Source organism: Paenibacillus sp. MT124, from assembly GCF_058792755.1.
On record NZ_CM179500.1, the window covers coordinates 1,642,655 to 1,661,928 of the forward strand.

Here is a 19,274-nt window from a genome sequence, read left to right on the forward strand (position 1 = left end):
TAAAGATTTACTGCAGCTTCCTTCATTTAGAGGAGCTCAGGTGGTCACAGGAACAAGCAGGCTTCATCAGACTGTTTCCTCTTTATCTGTGTTAGAAGTGGCGGATGTCAATTTCTTCTCGCAAATTATTCAAACCGTTCAAGAAGAATGGTATGCTGAAGAGCTGGTCATCAGCTCTTTTTATTCCATTAAGGACAGCGTGGAGCAGCAATGTAAAACGGTTCAATACTTGCATGACCTTGGTGAAATGGGATTGATTTTATACTATGTTGGCATTGTATTGCCGGATATCGCCGATGAAGTGCTTGAGCTGGCAGAATCGCTGAATTTTATTATCATTTGCATGCCGAGAAACGATTACTCGCTTAGGTATAATGAAGTCATTTATGAAGCCATGGAGGCAATCGTAAGCAATCAGAAGGTGAATGAGCATTTCGTGAATGAATCATTGGAAAAGGTCTCGCTGCTGCCGGAACATTTGCGGAGCGTGGAAATTACCCTTAAACTGCTATCGGACCGCATGAAAGCGAACATCGTTCTGACAAATAGCAACCTGGATATCATCAATCGTGTCATGTGGCCGCGCAATTCATCGCTTGATGTGACGAGTCTGATCCGGTCCATGGCGCCTTCTATTTTGAACGGCAGAATGGGAGAAGATGAGCTGGATTCGTCCTGCTTTGTTGAATACAAACGTGTTCATCAAAAAAACGGGGAGGTCCTTTACCTGTTTCTCATTAAAGAGAATACGAAGCTGCCTCCGAAGACGATGGATCAAATCAGCGAAGTGGTGCAGGTGGCCATCAATTTGTGGGGAGATAAGCATAACGAGGTCAGCGAGTACGCTTTGGTCAAAGCCATCGTGAATGACGAAAGCGAAAAAATGCGCAGATTGGCCAGTTTGCTCCATATTGACGTTTCCGGGATTCAAATGATGTGGCTCGTGTACATTCGGGATTTGTCGGAGGAAAGAAGGGTAAGGGAAGACTTAAAAGCGCATCTCCTGCAATATTATAAAACCGCGGTCATTCAAACGATCGATCACTGCGTTGTTGTGTTGCTAGGGAATTGTTCCTCTAAATACAATGAGTATGAAATCGCAGCTGAATATATCGAAACGACGAGTCTCATTGCTGACATATCAAGCATCGTTTATTCTCCGAGAATGCGTAACACACAGGACGTACGCCGAATGTATCAGCTCGTTAACGGGGTCTCTAAAGAGGTTCACCGCATTTATCATCACCGCAAACTATACACCGCGGCTGAAGTTCGTTCTATGAAACGAGCCATAGACCTCAGTAAGCAAGGGGAAGAAATCACTGAAGAATGCTTGTCCGTCATGGAACCAATTATGGACGACCCGGATGCGTTGAAAACCCTGATGACTTTTCTGCTGGATGCGAAGGGGAATATGGATGATTGCAGCAAGCTGTTGTTCGTCCACAAAAATACGGTTAAATATCGCATTAAAAAAATTTGCGAGCTCATCGGATATGATGTGACCATTAATTCCGAATCGTACGATGTTTATACCGCCTGCATGGTCTACCGTCTCATTCATGACTAAAAGTTCCGATGTTTTGTCCAATAAGACAAAAACATCGGATTTTTTTTTGTTTTCTGAAAAAGACGCTGACCTCCTTCATCTTTTACAATAAGAAAACAATATTCGAACGAACAGGATTGGGGGGGATCATATGAAGGCCGTTAAAGAGCATCAATCCTGGTTCAGTCTCGGGATCATCTGGGCTGGCGCAGTCATCAGCATCCCAAGTTTGTTGGTAGGGAATGCGCTGATTGCTGGCATGGGAGTATCGAAGGTATTACTTGTGACGTTAGTAGGTTACTCCATTATTGTGCTGCTCATGATTTTGCAGGGGATTCAAAGCACGGATTTGGGAAGGCCGACGGTTCAGGTCGCAGGTCAGGTGTTTGGCAAAACAGGGTCTCGAACGATTTTGTCCATTATCCTCGCTATTGCGTGTCTTGGATGGTTCGGGATCCAGGCGAATGTATGCGGGGAAGCTTTGGCGAATCTGCTTGCCGAGATCGGTATAAATATTCCTGTACCGCTGGCATCACTCATCTGCGGTCTCGTGATGGTTGTTTCGGCCATGTACGGCGTTAAAGTGCTGCGAGTGATCAGTTATATTGCCGTCCCTTTATTGATCGGAATCAGCGTGTACGGTCTGGTCGAAGCATTGACTGGGGACTCTCTGCAGATCATCCAAAATTATAAGCCTGCGGCCGTTATGAATTTTACCGACGGACTGGCAGTAACTCTAGGTTCATTTGCGTTAGGGGCAGTCATCGCGGGAGATTACTCGCAATTTTCGAGAAAACGGTCTGATGTCCTGAAAGCCGATCTATTCGGGATTGTTCCGGCAGGCTTGCTGATGATTGGTGCAGGAGCCGTCCTGACGATTGCTTACCAAGCCAGCGATATCACAGCAACCTTTTTGAGCATCATGACGCCATTTGTTGGCGGTGTGATTTTGATCTTGGCTACATGGAAAACGAATCTTGTGAATGTGATTTCAGGTGGTTTTGCCTTAATTAACGTGTTCAACGTTTCGAAGGAGAAGGAAAAGCGGGCTGTCGCCATTGCGGGAACCCTTGGGACCGTACTCGCTGTCGTTGGCATACTTAACTATTTTACTCCGATCATGTCCATTTTGTCGGCTATGATTCCGCCGGTGGCAGGCGTGATGATTGCTTCGTATTGGGTGCTTGGCAAAGGGGATAAGAGACTCTGGCAAGAGGTTGAGGGCGTGAACGTGTTGGGCGTTGTCTCATGGCTTGTGGGCGCGATCATAGCCTGCACGCCTGTCGTGTTATCCTTGTTCCCCAGCCTGCCGCAGGTACCCAATCAGCCGTTGACCGGAATTGTCATTTCTTTTGTCATATATTATATCGGCTATCGTTTATTTGCTCAGAAGACTGTTATATTGGAGGAATCATAAATGAGATATTTAGATGAAACAGCTGTTGAACATATTGCCGTCGGGGCAGCATTTCTGGGAACGGGTGGAGGGGGAGACCCTTATATCGGAAAATTGATGGCTCTCTCAGCCATTAAGAAGTTTGGACCAGTCAAACTATATTCCGTGGACGAGATTGGGGATGAGGACTTTTTCATTCCAGCTGCGATGATGGGGGCGCCTTCCGTATTAGTGGAGAAATTCCCTCGCGGGGACGAGTTTGTGAAGGTTTTTCAGAAATTAGCGAATTATTTAGGAAAAGACAAGATCGCGGGTACGTTTCCGATGGAAGCGGGGGGCGTCAATTCCATGATTCCTATTGTGGTTGCGGCACAGCTGGGGTTGCCTCTGATTGACTGTGACGGTATGGGCCGGGCGTTCCCGGAGCTTCAGATGGTGACGTTTAACCTGGACGGCATTCCAGCGACGCCGATGGCCATAACGGATGAGAAAGGGAATATTGGCATCTTTGAGACCATTGACAACAAATGGACAGAACGGCTCGCCAGGGTAGCTACAGTCGAAATGGGGGCCAGTTCTTTAGTCAGCCTGTATCCGGCAACGGGTGCACAAATCAAGCAGAGCGGCGTTCATGATATCGTAACCCTGTCTGAACAGATCGGAGCAATCATTACATCGAAGAACCGAGATGCCAAGGACAAGCTTCAGGAACTGTTGAAACGGGTATCCGGCTATGAGCTATTCCAAGGGAAAATTGTGGATGTCATCCGTGAAACCAAGGGCGGATTTAATCTCGGCTGCATGCATCTTGAAGGCATTGAGGCGTTTAAAGCCGGGGAGATGAAGGTTCATTTTCAAAATGAAAACCTGATTGCTGAAAAGAACGGTCAGGTGGTAGCGATGACGCCCGATCTGATCTGTCTGGTTGATTACGAAACCTTGTTGCCTGTGACCACAGAGAGCCTGAAATACGGTAAACGCGTACGGGTTATTGGATTGCCCGCTCATGAAAAGTGGAGAACGGATAAGGGAATTCAGACGGCAGGTCCAAGATACTTCGGTTATGATTACGATTATGTACCACTTGAGGAAATGGTGAAAAAGGCGGTGGCTGAGAATGTATAGAATCGGGATCGATGTAGGCGGCACCAACACAGATGCCATCATTTTGAACGAGATGCATCAGTTGATCCATGCGGTGAAATCCCCAACCAGCCTGGATATTCACACAGGGATTGAAACCTCGCTCCGGCAGCTGCTGCAGGGGGCGAATATTGATAAAAATCAAATCACACATGCCATGTTAGGCACAACCCAATGCACCAATGCCATTGTTGAACGAAAAAAGCTGGCCCAAGTCGGTGTCATTCGTCTGGGGTACCCGGCAACGGCTTCCGTTGCTCCGTACACGTCCTGGCCTGAGGATATGGTTCAGAAGCTGTCGGGTAAATATGCTCTCGTGCAGGGCGGATACGAATACGATGGCCAATTGCTTGGAGAAGTCGATGAAGGCGAAATCACAGCTCTTCTGGAGGAGTGGCGCGGTAGTATTGAATCCATAGCGGTCATCGGTGTATTTTCATCTCTTAAAAATGACCAGGAGTTCCACGTTCGCGATCTCATCCATCAAATGTACGGACCTGAATTTCCTGTTTCCTGTTCTTCATTGATTGGTTCGGTTGGTTTAATCGAACGGGAAAATGCGACCATCCTCAACGCAGCATTGTGCAAGGTCATTGAAACGACAACCGAGGGGTTTGTGCAGGCCTTAGAAGAAGAAGGCATATTGGATGCAGCGGTGTTTTTATGCCAAAATGACGGTACCTTAATGTCAGTAGATTACGCTAAACAGTTTCCGATCCTGACCATTGCCTGTGGACCTACGAACAGCATACGTGGTGCCTCTTACTTGGCAAAAATCAAAGATACTATGGTTCTCGACGTGGGCGGCACGACATCGGACATCGGCGTTTTGCAGGACGGCTTCCCCAGGGAATCGTCGGTTGCAGTCGAGGTGGGCGATATCCGCACGAATTTCCGCATGCCGGATATTATCTCAGTGGGACTGGGCGGCGGAAGCATCGTCCGCTCGGAGAATGGCAAAATTACAGTTGGCCCGGACAGCGTAGGATACAGGATTGGACAAGAGGCGCTTGTCTTTGGCGGGAATACGCTCACGACAACGGACATTGCCGTTCGGCTGGGTCTTGCAGATGTCGGGGATCAGAGCCTGGTAGCGCATCTGGATGAAGACTTTGCTAAACAGGTGCAGGGCGAAATTGCAGCCATCATTGAACAGACCATTGATAAAATGAAGACATCTTCAGGTGATGTTGAGCTTGTGTTGGTAGGCGGAGGCAGTGTCGTGATTCCGGACACCATTCGCGGGGTATCCCATATGATTAAGCCTGAGAACGGGGGCGTGGCTAATGCCATTGGTGCGTGTATTGCCCAAATCAGCGGACAATATGAGCAGATTTACATCTATTCTACAGAGCCCCGTGAGGCAGCATTAAGAGATGCTCGGGAAAAATCCGTGAAACAGGCGGTACTTGCTGGCGCCGATCCGGCAACGGTTGAGCTCGTGGAAGTGGAAGAAACCCCGCTCGCTTATCATCCGGGAAATGCGACAAGGCTTCGAGTGAAAGTCGTAGGAAACATGAAGTAGAAGAGGAGCTTCACATGAGTTGATACAACTTGTGTGGGGCTCTTTTTTGTTATCGATGAGGTGCAAGTTGATGAGCGGGAAAGCCTGAGCAGCGAAGCAGATGAAGGGGCATTTGATTGCTTGGTCTATGAGCTAAGTTGTAGAAAACAACGAAGTGGGTCAATCGTCTACTGTTATCCATCAGGTCCAATTGTAAATGTTCCGAAAGCATTGGAGAAGATCATCTATTCCCTATTTGGGGTGAAGGGAGCCTTCCTTTATTTTCAAAATTGCTGAGAAAGACATTGACTCAAACAAAGGAGAGTTTCCTATTTAAAGATGGTACTACAATCGAAGAGACGATCAGCATAATCGTCCCCAAAAGTAGACCAAGCTTCCACAAGTGTTGTCTGAGAAAGAAGCTCCTCAATTTCTCAAATCCGTGACCAACCCTAAACATAAAGCAATCCTGTTTCTGACCTATTCTTCCGGGACAATCTCCGAGCGCCATCTTACCGATCGTAGCGTGCTGAATTTGTTTGAAGAAGCTAGACAACGCAGAGGAATTGTGAAGGAGGTTAGTATCCATTTATTAAGGCATTCCATTGCCACTCCTTTGCTAGAAAACAGGACAGACCTTCGCTTCATGCAGGAGCTACTTGGTCATGTTACTGCGTTGGATTTGGGAGATTAGGTCCTCGAAGCGTCCTATTTTATTCCAATTTTTTCTTCGCAAATGTAACAATATGGGTTATCATATATGTAGTTCAGATAATGGTAGGAATGTGCTTTACTTACGAAGTACATAAATTAGATGTTAGCTGAAATACCTGTCTAAATATATTTAAATAAAAAGGAGAGTAAAGATAAATGAAATATGATTTATTTATTTCGCATGCTTCTGAAGATAAGGAATCTTTTGTCAGACCTTTAGCACAGGCACTTAGCAAACTAAAAGTAAATGTTTGGTATGATGAATTTTCACTAAAAGTGGGTGACAGTTTATCTAAGTCGATTGATATGGGATTAATTAATTCATCATTTGGAGTGGTTGTATTAAGTAAGTCATTTATGCAGAAAAGTTGGACAGACTATGAACTAAAAAGTCTCATTAGTAAAGAAATAGCTTATGGTAAGGTCATTTTACCTATATGGCATGAAATATCTAAAGATGACTTACTTAATTTCAGTCCATTTTTGGTAGATAAATTTGCTTTAAATTCTATGGGCACAGACATAAATGAAATTGCGCTTCAATTATGTGAAGTAGTCAGACCAGATATCTTTGAAAACCTCACAAGAAAAATGGTGTATGAATCTTTATATGAAGATAAAGGTGAATGGATAGATGTGAGCATAGGTGAAATAGAGAATATGTTTCCTGTTAGACATGAAGTATTACCACTTCAATTGATTAATAGAATTAAACTCATGCATAGTCTGTTTAAAGATTATAATGACATCTCACTTGAGACAACAATTAACAATTTTAAACATGATACAAACCCCGAAAGAGAAATAACTATTTGGGAAGCTATAGCAGCTACATACTTTGATTTGATTGAACGAGTACCTAATCCTCGAAATTTTTTGACTAAGAGAAACGTATATGGATTACTAGTACTTATATCATATTCCGAGAAAGAAAGAGTTTTAAAACAATTTAAGAAATTTGATGAAGAAATCATTGAACTAGCTTTTGAGTTGTTTGAGAAAAATTGCCCAATAAAAAACACTCATTTTGTTATGGCAGGAATGCAATAAATGATTATTAAGAAGAATCGAAGAAGCAGACTCATCAGCTAACATAATATTCACGCTGCGGATCGGCTGAAGCCGATCCTTAATCCGCTAAGGAGATTTTGACATGGAAGCAGAATCAGGCGGACAACCCTGCGAACCTAACCGCAGTTGCGGCCGGATCCCAAGGAGCCTTAAGGTTCTCGGGTTCGTGAATACGAAACGTTATATGAAAGGGTAGCAAGAAAATTTATGTGAGGGTGATATTATGAGAGCAAAAGAATTTAAAGAATACTCTGAAGAATTAAGAACCAAGTTAAAGGGAATAACGGAAAATTGTTTTTTTTACAGATCTTGAGTATCACCAAGATATACTTAAAGATCAAGGACAATACTGGGAGTATGAAATTAGTCTGTTAGATGAAAATTTAGAGAACGAAATTGTTAGAAGCGCGGGTTTTTCACCGCAAAGGGTATTCTGAAGAATTACAACTTATCAATAAGCGAGTTTTTTTCTAATAATGACAAGATCGTAAAAGAGTTTTTCGTTTTCTATGAATCTGATGAGTTTAATGATTTAATCCCAATATTTAATAAGTACAATCAGTTTGAGGAAAATGGGTATAGTTTCTCCTTAAATATAAATTCATATATTATCGGTGGCGACGAATGGTTGAGGCAAGTTTGTGAGGAGTATATGTTAGTTCTACATATACTTGAAGAAGATAAATCCCAGCTATATTTGGGTGTACAACAAAATGAAAGATATAAAATTAGAATTAGGGATGAATCAAGATCAACGAATATTATATTACCATTTGATAAGTGTAGGTATTTTAATAATTATGAAAGAATTGTTGGATATGATGACGATGAACAAAGAAACTACCATTATGAGGTAGCTCTATCCTTCGCTGGTGAAGATAGAGATTATGTTTATGAAGTAGCAGATCAATTAAATAAAATAAATATTAAGGTGTTTTATGATGTTTATGAAACAGTTTCATTATGGGGAAAGGATTTATATACACATCTAGATGATATATATCGTAATAAATCACAATATTGTGTAATGTTTTTGTCGAGATTCTATAAAGAAAAGGTATGGACAAATCATGAACGGGAGAGTGCACAAGCAAGGGCATTTAATGAACGACAAGAATATATCTTGCCAGTAAGGTTAGATAATACAGAAATTCCTGGTATAAGGCCAACTAACGGCTATATAGACGGTTCAAAATTTACACCCAAAGATATTGCTGATTTTATCAAAAGAAAAGTAAAAGAGAATTAATTAGTAAACCAATAAAGGCTAGCTCATCATATAACACTGTATTCACGCTGCAGTCCTGACGGCCCTTGGTCTGTAAGAGGCTTTTAGGGGAAGCGGATTCAGCAGACAACCCTGCGAGGCTATGTGGCGGAGCCACCCGGTCCTGACGGACCTTAAGCCTCTCGGGTTCGTGAATACAACAACGTTATATGCAACCTGAAAGACTAGGAAACCTTACAAAGAGAATGAATTGAAAGGAGCCGAATTCCTAGTGACGTTATATAGGTTACAAGGTGTATATTTATATCGAATTATCAGATGTTATCTATTATTTTAAATAAAATTAAAGTTTTTAAAGGAGTAAATATGAACAAAGACAGTTGTTCTTTTTATGGATTAGTAGTTCAAGTTTTCTTTGAAACCATGGAACAAATAAGAGAGGGGAAAGCAGGAGATAATTGGATTTTAAAAACGATGTGTCTAGATCTTGAGGAGCAAATAGAACAAGGAGAAATAGAACATCCTTGTCTAGAGTGTGAAAATTGTTTAATGTTTATGCATAGCAAACGGGTGGTCTATGGCTATTTATTTCATGGGAAAGAACAAAAATGGGTTATAGAAGAGGAGCAGCAATTGAGAAAATTAAAGGGAGTTATTAGGATTCTAAAAAATTTGGACTCCCTTCAGATAAGCTTTGAAGATTTCAATAGGAGTCCATACGTACAAAATAATAAAAAACTTGTCTATTTGGATCATAATGTAATGGATAAATTTTATAAAGAGGAAGAAAAAAGAAAAATATTAGAGCCTGGCTATGCTAATGTTCAATATGTATATAGTCCTTCTCACTTAGAGGAAATTAATCGAATGAATAATGAAGAACAAGAACAAAAGATGCTTTCTGCAATTCGCGTAATAACCGTATCTCTGTTCATATCCCATTTTGGAGATAACAAGTTAACTCTTGCTTATGAGGACCCAGATTACGGTATGCGCAGGGTCTTGAAAAATGAATTTGCACCGGATGTTGAGGCCTTTCGAGATATCATAAGTGATGATCGTAATATATTTTATCCCCAACATAAAGATGAAACCTACCTGCGAGAATTAAACTTTGATAAAGTATTTAATCATGAGACAGTTATTGGGGTATGCGAAGAATTTCAATTAGAAGAATTGCTCGATGAAAATGGCCGCCCTCAAAACTTTTTGCTTGTTCATCAAGCGATACATGCGCTTGTTCGAGCATTAGATAATCTTGGGTACAAAAATGATAAGACACGTGCAATAAAAAGTAGTGTGCATGATATTGAACATATAATCTATGCAGCAGGGACTGATATTTTTGTCACAATGGACAAAAAATTAAAAGCTCGCTCTGAACTCATATACCGACGACTTGGCATTAGTACAAAGGTTATGGATTGGAACGAATATATAGAGTTTATAAAATGAAGCGCCGAATTACTTATCGGCGTTTTTATTTATGATGAAAATCATTCGAAAAATCAAAGGGACTTCAAAGATATAAGGACAATTGAGTGATAAGGTCAAAATTCCAAATATGAAGCATGAAGTTGCTTCAGATCGGACAAATAAGAAAGAGAAATTGGAAAAAGATTCTCGAGCGAAAACAGATCCGAAAAAGATTGAGGAAGAGCTAAAAACGTTGTAGAAAGATAACAAGAAAGCATAGAATTGAAGAAGGAAATGATCAATTAAGATTAAAAGAATTTGAAGAGCACAGGCAGCATATAACAAAATATTTAAGTTGCAGACATACGTCCTTGGTCCGGCATTCGCCAGAAACTCAGCATACGATGATTCGTGAATACAGAAACGTTAGGCGAAACCCTTGAAAGGCCGTGAAAACATCGTCTAAAAATCGAAGGGAGTTCATATGAAACACCAACCTTATATATTTGCTGTTTCTGCGGTTTCTGGTGGTGGAAAAACAACAATGACCAACCGCTTGTCGGAACTGATGAAAAACTCGAAGGCACTATATTTTGATGATTATGAATTTGAGGGTGAGCCGGAAGATATTAGTAAGTGGGTTGAGGATGGATCTGATAGTAACCAGTGGAATCTGCTTCCATTGATTAGAGATATCCAATCCTTAATGAATGAACCAGAACTAGATTATATCATTCCTGATTACCCATTTGCTTATTCTCATAATGAAATGAGTAACTACATTAATCTTTCGATTTTTGTTGATACTCCTTTAGATATTGCGATGTCTAGAAGAATTCTTAGGGATTATACAGAACACAATATTGAAGAGATTAAGAATGACATGATGAATTATATTAACAGTGGGAGATTAGCATACTTAGGTATGTAACAAACAACGAAGCCGAATTCAGACATTATAATTGACGGTACATTAGGATTAGAAGAGATTGTCAAAAGAATCATAAAGTCAGTAGAAGAGAGAGAAGGACATTTTAAGCATAATCGAAGGGGTTAAGTGCATCGCTTAACACCATATTCAAGCTTCGGCTCCTTTGGAGCCTTGGTCTGCTGGATGCATTTCGGGGAGAATTTCAGCAGACAACCCCTTCGGGGTTCATGAATACAAGGAATGTTAGACGAAATATCACAATATTTTAAAACCAACAAAGGAGATAAATATGACATTTTCTGAGCCTACTCTATTTGAAATCGTTGAAAATCTGAAAGAAGGGCTAGTCTCATACTCTAGTGGTAATTCAACAGAATTAAATAATGATGAATATAAAAGATTAAGGAAAATCTTATTAAACACGGAGAAACTAAGTAACAAAATCCCAGAGTTTATTAAAAAATACAGGTGATTGGATGAGTTTTGAACCTACATTAAGGATGTTTCGGATTCATATGCTGGACGAAGGAAATATTTGGGCGAGATTTTTAATCCATTGCTAGATGAATTAGAGACTGGTAATGCAACAATGACAAATGATTATTCTGAATTAGAGGTAATTGGGTCAGGCGAATTCGGTGAAGTAAAAAGAATGAAACATAATCTGTTGAAGATGGATTTTGCATTTATTTTTTTCTCCCATCTTTTCAAATGATGATGAGAGGAACTTGGAACGATTTTTCAGAGAGGCACAAATACTATTTAGGTTAAATCACCAGAATATAATTAAAATCTATGATGTTGGACTTTTAAGCCATTTATTAGAATGGAATTATTTGAAGGAAAGAATTTAAATCAAGTACTTAAAGATCATGGGAGGTTTCCCATCAATAAATCTATTGATCTTATAATTGAATTAGCAGATGGCTTAAGCCACGCACATGGGATTGGAATAGTACATAGAGACATTAGACCGAGCAATATTATGATCGCTAGACCAAGGCAAGTTAGAGTTATTAATTTTGAACTTGGCATATACCTTGAGAATGAATTAACTTCGAGACTTACAAAAACCGGACATAACATTGCAGGAGGACACTTCACTGCACCTGAACTCATAAGTAATCCAAAACTAATAGATCCGAGAACTGATATTTATTCTCTTGGAGCAGTTTGGTACAACCTTATTACAGGAAGCCTTCCTGCTGGAAGCAAAATAAGAGAAACACTATATTCAGTTGAGGGAATAAATGAAGAGGTTGCTGAAATAATTCTTAAATATCTAGAAGATATTAGTGGAAGATATAAATCAATGCAAGAGCTAATTTTAGATCTAATTAAAGTTAAAAACGATTTATTTTAGTGAGTAGTTTCAAAGATTCGTGATACTTTGTCTAACAAAATGTTCACGCATTTGGTTGTATGGCCTTAGGTCTGCCTGAGGCATTTCAAGGAATCAGGCGGACACACCTACAAGGCTAACTGTACAAGCGCAGCCGGGGACTTCATCCCTTTAAGCCTTTCGACGTCGTGTACACCAGTAGAACGAAGGGTATTTTGAGGGTGGATCAAGGAAGTCGAAGGTGTCGGATAACAATATATTTAAGCTTCGTGTCATTCGACCCTCTGTCCACCCAAGTAATTTGAAGAAGTAATCCAGGAGGTTATGAAATTAATAAAATTGAAGGTAGTAAAACTGAAGAAGATATTAGGAGGTTACATGGGTACAGAAATTTGTTTTCTTTGTAGAGAAAAGCCCTACAGAAGAGAATATGAAAGGATTAATGGTGCTTTGAGAGAAATAACAAAGAGTGAGGAAGAATTGAATAGTACTGCTCGCTGGATCAGTGCGGATAAGTGGATAGTTAATCCTGATTACTATTTGTATCCAAAAGAAAGACTTCTAAATTGAAACCAAGTGATCCTCATAAAATTTATAGTGGGGCGGAACTATGATTTGTTTAGTGTTTTATTAAACACCAGGAATGATCAAGTCTGTCGTTCATATCTTTGCCACGAGAAATTCCGGTAGATGTTTCCCCAGAAATAAGTGAAATTGTATTTGAGGATAAAGAAGAGTTTTATGACCAAAGTTGGCTTTTACGGGAGGAGATCATTCAGTTCTATTGGGATCAAAATTATTATTGTGATCAATTTATGAAGTACAGGAATATTACAAATACATGCTCAGGGTTTATCAATGAAACCATTCCAAAGTTATTGAAATTAGGGAACGCGAAAGGTGTAAGAGTGATTTTTGGGTTTGGTTAGACCTATTTTGAAAACGCATACGAATCTCCAAGAGATCGTTGGAGATTATGAGGCTTCTAATGCAGGTGAGGCCCAAGCAAGTATCTGGGCAGCAAGGTTTGCTCCTGAACGGTATGCTTTATTAAGAAATGCCATGGTTAGACTTCGTAATGCCGATCTAAGGGAGAGGGATGTCAAAGGCGAGCTATTTATGGATCAGAGATATGCATGCCTTAGAATGGAAATCAAAATGCTGTTTGGCATGGAGCTAGTCTTCAATACACCAAAATCTTGGACCATCGTTATGGGGGCTAATGAAGAGTTGGATAAACTACGTCCTTCAACAATAAAAGAGTTGATCGGTGACCAGATTATCATTAAAAAATCGGACGGGGAAGAGCAAGTGTTTGGAGTTGTTTCTACTCAAATTAATCATTCTATAGCTGGTAAAAAGAATATCGGTGTATGTTTGGGAAAAAGACATACCCAGACTAAATATCTGCTGGTTCAATCATCTACTGTTATTCATCAGGACAAATTGATCAATAGTGCAGCTTGGGTAAAGATGCAATAAAGTAGCGACTTGTTATTGAATTTGCTGTGCTCATCTCTACTTCTAAACATCCTATATGATTCGAAAAATATCGGAAGGTCGTCTGATTCCCTATGGAATGAATAAGGGCCTTCCTTATTTGTTTTTCAAAATTTCGGAGAAAACATAACTATTCAAATAAGGGAGTGTTTCTGATGAATGAACATGTTAAATACGAAGAGGAAAGCTATAACAAAAAATTCCACTGATTCACTGCACATTCGCATCCCATACAACCCTGCATATATTCAGCGAGTGGGAATCCAAATTGAAAGAATGGATCATCCCCTACACCATCGCTGCTGTTCAGGAGTTCATAAATCAGTTTCGATCCAAATGATTTTCAGATTACCCCGGAGCCAAGAAGAAGGCATCAAAGTTACGAGGATAAAGCCCCAAAACGATTAAAGCATTTGATATATTCTCGAAAAAGTTGAGCATGAAATCAAGTCATATTGCATTAATTTGATAAATATCTGTACATATTTCTTGTTTTTTTATGTTTCTCGCTAAATCTATTTTTAAAATTTATTCTGGATAGTATAAAAATATTTTAAGTAAAAAAAGGAGGTGGGTCTATTGGTGTAGAAACAATTTAATGAAAGTAGTTCTTTAGTTCTGGAATTTGATAATTAGTATTTATATCCTAATAAATATCGACCGTGACTTGAGGATATTTATTGGAAAAACCATATACCATCATAAGTATAATATCACCCAAAAAAAGTTTGTGATTAGATGCTGATAACAATGAATGCTGAGGAGGGCATATAGTTATTGGAAAAAATTAGCTAATCTATCTATTCTCGAATCTTGTATAAAAGTAATTTTGCATCGCAGTTAAAGTCCGATATTTGTATTTTTCTATCATACTCAAGCGAGGATAGAAAGAGACTGTTATGACAATTGGAGAATATATTCAGAATGCGGGTTTCGATATCTATTTAGATGTATTTGATGAGAAGCTTCAGCAGGCAGTTTCCGAAGGAGATCCGAGTGCAATCACTAAAAATATTGAAAATGGATTATCTGTCTCAACTGATGTTTTTTGTACAGTTTCTGAAAAAATAGTGAAGTCATGGTGGGTGCCCTATGAAATAGGTTTTGGAAAGAGGGCAGATAAGTCATTAGCAACGCTTACTTTAAAGGATACTGTTACCATTCCCTCATATTTAAAGATAACTCGAATCTTAAGAGGAAATAAAAGTTTAAACAACTATTTGAATGAATTGGGTGAAAAATCTAGTATTCTATTGGAGTCAACGACGACTTTTACGAAAAGCAATCCCCACAATATGTCACAGCATCCACTTGATAATTATTTGAAATGGGAGGAATTGCACACATGCCCTATCTAGGTGTAAGAAGAAAAGTTTTCATATCACATTTTAGAGAAGATCGTCAAGAAGTAGATGCATTTATTAATAGATTTGCACACAAGGAGAAAGTTTTTATTCCGTATGTTCTTGGAGCTAATAATAATGATGAGTTCATAAAAAGCCAGAATCCCGAGTACGTGATGACACAAATTAGGAGAAAATACTTACAAGATACAACGGTTACAATTGTTCTGGTAGGAAGTTGTACTCATAGTCGTCGCTATGTCGATTGGGAAATTAAAACATCTTTGAGACAGGGTGAGTATACACCAAATGGTTTATTGGGGATCATTTTACCGAGCCAAGGCAATTCGGCATACCTTCCGCCTAGATTGCAAGCTAATTGGTGCTCAGAACACGAGAATTGCTATGCTCGCTTTAGGGCTTACCCAAATACAGCTGAACAGTTAGGGAACTATATAGAAAATGCGTTTAAATCTAGAAGCTTAAGAAACCATTTAATAAAAAATTCACAAGAGATGATGGGCTATAATGCGAAATGCAAAATCTGTGGCGTGACTCATTAAGGGTAGTTCTTTAAATAGTTCATAGATTAAGTTAATTTAATAGCTAGGAATAATATGATGTATTTTGTGTCTTTTAGATCAATGCTTGGAGTTTATGGGGGACATTCTATGAAGTGCTTAATAATAGGTGGTCTTAGCGTTGAAATTGGAAAAAAAGAAAAATTTTATTCAGCTTGCGTGAAATTAGGAGAGAGTATAGCGGAATTAGGTGCTTCTTTGGTAATTTGCAGTCCGTTTATTGATAGCGCTGATTATTGGGTATGCAAAGGGTACATTGGAAGTAAGATTCATCCAAATCCCCAAGTACATATTTATTATATCGATTTACCACAAATTAATGATGAAATAAATAAATTACAAAGTGAATTTGGCTTTAGTTCTATTAATAAAATTCCTTCATCCCCTCCATTAGACATTTCTCAAGAAACATTAAGTTATTCATGGTTATTATGCCAATTAAAAGCATTAGAGATGTGTCAAATTGTAGTTGCTATGGGCGGGAAAATCGAAGGTGCAGCCAATATGTTATTGTTGTTGGCTGAATCAAAAAACAAACCTATCTTACCATTACCTTATTTTGGAGGAGCATCTAAAAATGCGTTGGATAGGAAACGCTATGAACTTTCAGATAAACTAGGTGATAATTTCCACAACTTAAACGATTTAAAAAATTTAAAAGAAGCTATAATTAGTTTGCCCTGCTTGATAAATAAGAGTACTACTGCTGTAGAGCATATATTTCGTTTTCCTAATATCTTTATAAGCTATCCACGATCACGACCTCATGAAGCTGATTTTATAGAAACTTTATTGCGTCGACGAAATATCAAAGTATTTCGTGATGACTCTGACTTTGGAGCAGGGTATTCTATTCCTACCGCGATTGATGAAGCCATTTACGCATCAAATATTTTTCTGGCTACATGGTGTAAGGAATATGCGTGTAGTCCATGGTGTTTTGATGAAATGGAACTTGCTTTAGACCAAGCCGAAAAGAATTGTATGGAAATTTGGATATTTAATCTCGATGGAACACGGATTGTTCCTAAAAGAGCTCGAAATCTTAATATTATCGAAATAAAGACTAGAGATGAAATTGAAGGAAAGCTTTTGAAGTTACTTGATAGTTTTACCTAAGATGAAGTGTATTCTGAATGATTTTTCCTTTAATGAACCGAACAATAACTGATAACACTTCGTGAATCATTTAAATGAAATCTAAGATGTGAATTACAAAAATTGCGAGTATAAATTTTCATAAAGGAGCTGAGTTAATGAAAAATTTCATTCCACCGTTATCTATTTATTTTGTTTGGCATCCGGCGGATGACCAATTTGTTAAACCTATATATGATTATTGTTTCTCTCTACTGTCACGTGACGTCAATCAGCCATTTTCAAGAGCTATGAGTTTGCCTTTCTTTTACCGTACTTGTACGAAAAAAGGTGTACCAAAGCCAGTTAAGACTGTATCAAATAAAACAATAATTTATATTTTTGTCGGAACTGAAGTTGCTGCTGATGAAGAGTGGAATGAGTATTTGAAATTAATCCCAAAAGGAGAAAACGTAATAACTATTCCGGTGGCAATGGATTCGCTAGCGTTGAGCTTAAATGACATTTTTGAAGGGATTAATTTTGTTAGAGCATATGAATTTGATACAAAATTTATAAAAGAACAAATCTTTATAGCAATTTCACATGAAATTTATCGGTTCTCATTAAATGAATCGTTTGAAGAACTAGGGAAAGAAAACGCCTTGAAACTTTTCTTGAGTCATGCTAAAGATGGAAAGCATGGAGTTAAATTGGCGAAAGCTCTTAAGGAATTCATTGATAATAGCTCAATGAGAAATTTTTTCGATGCCACTGATATCGCGCCTGGCTATAAATTTGATGAGGAGATTTCTGGACACATTAGTGAATCTACTCTTATTGCTATTCATACGGATTCATATTCATCAAGGTATTGGTGCCAACGTGAAATCCTGTGTGCTAAAGAGAATAATCGTCCGATAATTGCGGTGGATTCCTTAGAGGAGTTTGAGGACCGAAGGTTTCCTTTTGCTACAAATGTTCCAGGGATTCATATCCAGATGGATTTTAATTCCCCTAGTACGATGGATTTACTTAGGATACTATGTTCGGCGTTATTAGAAACAATTCGTTACTTTTATTCTAAGATGCTTTTAGAAACGTATAAGCAAGCTGGATGGATTGATGATGAAGCTTTTATTTTAGCAAGACCACCAGAAGTATCCGATTTTGATAAGCTCATTGTCAATAATGGAACTAGTATCGAAATGATGTTTAGAAAAGTAATTTATCCTGAACCTCCTGTATATCTTGAAGAATTAAGTTTTCTGAGTAAATTAGGAATACAAACAAGCACTCCGATATCAATTGACCTTGGTTCTTTACAAGGCAGACATATAGGCATTTCTATTTCTGATCAATCATTGGAGGACTTTGTTGAGAAGGGACTAACAAACAAACATTTAGTACAACTCTCACAGGATATTGCGAGGCATTTATTGGCTCGTGGAGGTGTTCTGCATTACGGTGGAGATCTTCGTGAAGATGGGTTTACTGAGTTTCTATTCAATGAAGCTTCAGCGCTTAAAGCCAGAACTTTATCTACAGAGATCAATATTAACAACTATGTATCGTGGCCTATTTATCTAAATGATGACATACAAATGAAGGTTTGGAAAGGGAAATATAGAAGTATTGCTAAAATGATAGATGTTCCACCTGCTGATGATATTAGGGATTTGATACCTCAGTTAGATAAGTTCTTGCCCCCAACCAACGCTCAAAATTTGTTTGTTTGGAGTCGCTCTTTAAATCAAATGCGGAAAACCATGATGTCAAATTGTAATGTTAGAATATGTGCAGGAGGAAGACAAACAGATTACAAGGGTAGCATACCGGGAGTCCTTGAAGAGATCATACTTGCCATTGAAAATAACCTTCCAATATACCTTCTTGGTGGGTTTGGAGGTATAACTGGAAGTGTGTGTGAGATAATACAAGGAAATGAAATCCCCAAAGAACTGACAGAAGATTGGCAAGTGGAAAATAATGCGGGCTATAGTGAATTATTGAATTACTCAAGATCACGTGGGCAATCAATAAATTATGACACTATTGTGGAAACTTTGAGAAGTGCAAATTTCAATAATGGGCTGAGTGAGGAAGAAAACAATAGATTATTTAATACAATTATTATTGACGAAGCACTGTATCTGCTTTTTAAAGGTTTGGGAAATTTGTTTTCTAGCTCAAGTTAAAAATCTCTGAATGGAAATTCAATAATCTTATATCTGAAATATAAAAGTCAGAGGATAGCTGAGCGATAGGGAAATATTATTTTTAAATCTTGAGCTACATCAAACCTTGAGGGAGAAATTGGAAGAAAACCATTCTTATTTGCATTGAAACTGCATTGCCAAGATGAATATTAATCATCAAAAATAAACATTCAGGCCTTGAGTTGCTTCAAACTAATGCAATGAGTGAACTCCTTCATGGTTAGCAGTGCTGAGAGGATTACCTTAAGTCAAGAACATCA

15 protein-coding genes and 1 pseudogene are annotated in these 19,274 nt (G+C 38.8%); all 16 read left to right on the forward strand.

All coding sequences use genetic code 11. The annotated features are described in order from the left end of the window. Window positions 1–40: 40 nt before the first annotated feature. The 16 genes and pseudogenes from AC3RCI_RS07575 to AC3RCI_RS07650 all read left to right on the forward strand — a co-directional run bounded on the left by AC3RCI_RS07575 (window position 41) and on the right by AC3RCI_RS07650 (window position 18,993). Window positions 41–1,570, forward strand: coding sequence for a PucR family transcriptional regulator (locus tag AC3RCI_RS07575; RefSeq protein ID WP_492528334.1), 1,530 nt, complete (start codon window positions 41–43; stop codon window positions 1,568–1,570). A gap of 130 nt (window positions 1,571–1,700) precedes the next feature. Further along, window positions 1,701–2,966 (forward strand): cytosine permease, encoded by a 1,266-nt coding sequence (locus AC3RCI_RS07580; RefSeq protein WP_492528336.1) that lies wholly within the window; start codon window positions 1,701–1,703, stop codon window positions 2,964–2,966. Next, complete coding sequence (locus tag AC3RCI_RS07585; RefSeq protein ID WP_492528338.1) at window positions 2,967–4,070, forward strand: S-methyl thiohydantoin desulfurase family protein; 1,104 nt, start codon at window positions 2,967–2,969, stop codon at window positions 4,068–4,070. Continuing rightward, window positions 4,063–5,613 (forward strand): hydantoinase/oxoprolinase family protein, encoded by a 1,551-nt coding sequence (locus tag AC3RCI_RS07590; RefSeq protein WP_492528340.1) that lies wholly within the window; start codon window positions 4,063–4,065, stop codon window positions 5,611–5,613. Before AC3RCI_RS07585 ends, AC3RCI_RS07590 begins: the two co-directional genes overlap by 8 nt. Before the next feature lie 421 nt (window positions 5,614–6,034). Then, window positions 6,035–6,286, forward strand: coding sequence for a tyrosine-type recombinase/integrase (locus tag AC3RCI_RS07595; protein WP_492529844.1), 252 nt, complete (start codon window positions 6,035–6,037; stop codon window positions 6,284–6,286). A gap of 176 nt (window positions 6,287–6,462) precedes the next feature. Further along, entirely contained in the window at window positions 6,463–7,356 is an 894-nt protein-coding gene (locus tag AC3RCI_RS07600; protein WP_492528342.1) for a TIR domain-containing protein, read from the forward strand. A 673-nt stretch (window positions 7,357–8,029) separates the two neighbouring features. Further along, entirely contained in the window at window positions 8,030–8,626 is a 597-nt protein-coding gene (locus tag AC3RCI_RS07605) for a toll/interleukin-1 receptor domain-containing protein (protein WP_492528344.1), read from the forward strand. Between the two features lie 345 nt (window positions 8,627–8,971). After that, on the forward strand, window positions 8,972–10,060 hold the full coding sequence (locus AC3RCI_RS07610; protein ID WP_492528346.1) for a hypothetical protein: 1,089 nt from the start codon (window positions 8,972–8,974) through the stop codon (window positions 10,058–10,060). Between the two features lie 445 nt (window positions 10,061–10,505). Beyond that, window positions 10,506–11,078, forward strand: a pseudogene (locus tag AC3RCI_RS07615) (nucleoside/nucleotide kinase family protein). A gap of 700 nt (window positions 11,079–11,778) precedes the next feature. Next, the gene (locus tag AC3RCI_RS07620) at window positions 11,779–12,315 is read left to right on the forward strand and encodes a serine/threonine protein kinase (protein WP_492528348.1); all 537 of its coding nucleotides are present in this window, start codon (window positions 11,779–11,781) and stop codon (window positions 12,313–12,315) included. Window positions 12,316–12,672: 357 nt separating this feature from the next. Next, window positions 12,673–12,864 carry a hypothetical protein gene (locus AC3RCI_RS07625; RefSeq protein ID WP_492528350.1) on the forward strand — a complete coding sequence of 64 codons (192 nt, stop codon included), beginning with the start codon at window positions 12,673–12,675 and terminating at the stop codon, window positions 12,862–12,864. A gap of 345 nt (window positions 12,865–13,209) precedes the next feature. Further along, window positions 13,210–13,776, forward strand: a complete 567-nt coding sequence (locus tag AC3RCI_RS07630) for a hypothetical protein (RefSeq protein ID WP_492528352.1) — start codon at window positions 13,210–13,212, stop codon at window positions 13,774–13,776. A gap of 917 nt (window positions 13,777–14,693) precedes the next feature. After that, a complete protein-coding gene (locus AC3RCI_RS07635; protein WP_492528354.1) occupies window positions 14,694–15,152 on the forward strand; it encodes a hypothetical protein in 459 nt (152 codons plus the stop codon). Further along, on the forward strand, window positions 15,140–15,700 hold the full coding sequence (locus AC3RCI_RS07640; protein ID WP_492528356.1) for a TIR domain-containing protein: 561 nt from the start codon (window positions 15,140–15,142) through the stop codon (window positions 15,698–15,700). The genes AC3RCI_RS07635 and AC3RCI_RS07640 overlap by 13 nt, the downstream gene beginning before the upstream one ends. A 108-nt stretch (window positions 15,701–15,808) precedes the next feature. Next, complete coding sequence (locus AC3RCI_RS07645) at window positions 15,809–16,837, forward strand: toll/interleukin-1 receptor domain-containing protein (protein WP_492528358.1); 1,029 nt, start codon at window positions 15,809–15,811, stop codon at window positions 16,835–16,837. A gap of 137 nt (window positions 16,838–16,974) precedes the next feature. Then, window positions 16,975–18,993, forward strand: a complete 2,019-nt coding sequence (locus AC3RCI_RS07650; protein WP_492528360.1) for a TIR domain-containing protein — start codon at window positions 16,975–16,977, stop codon at window positions 18,991–18,993. Window positions 18,994–19,274: the final 281 nt, after the last annotated feature.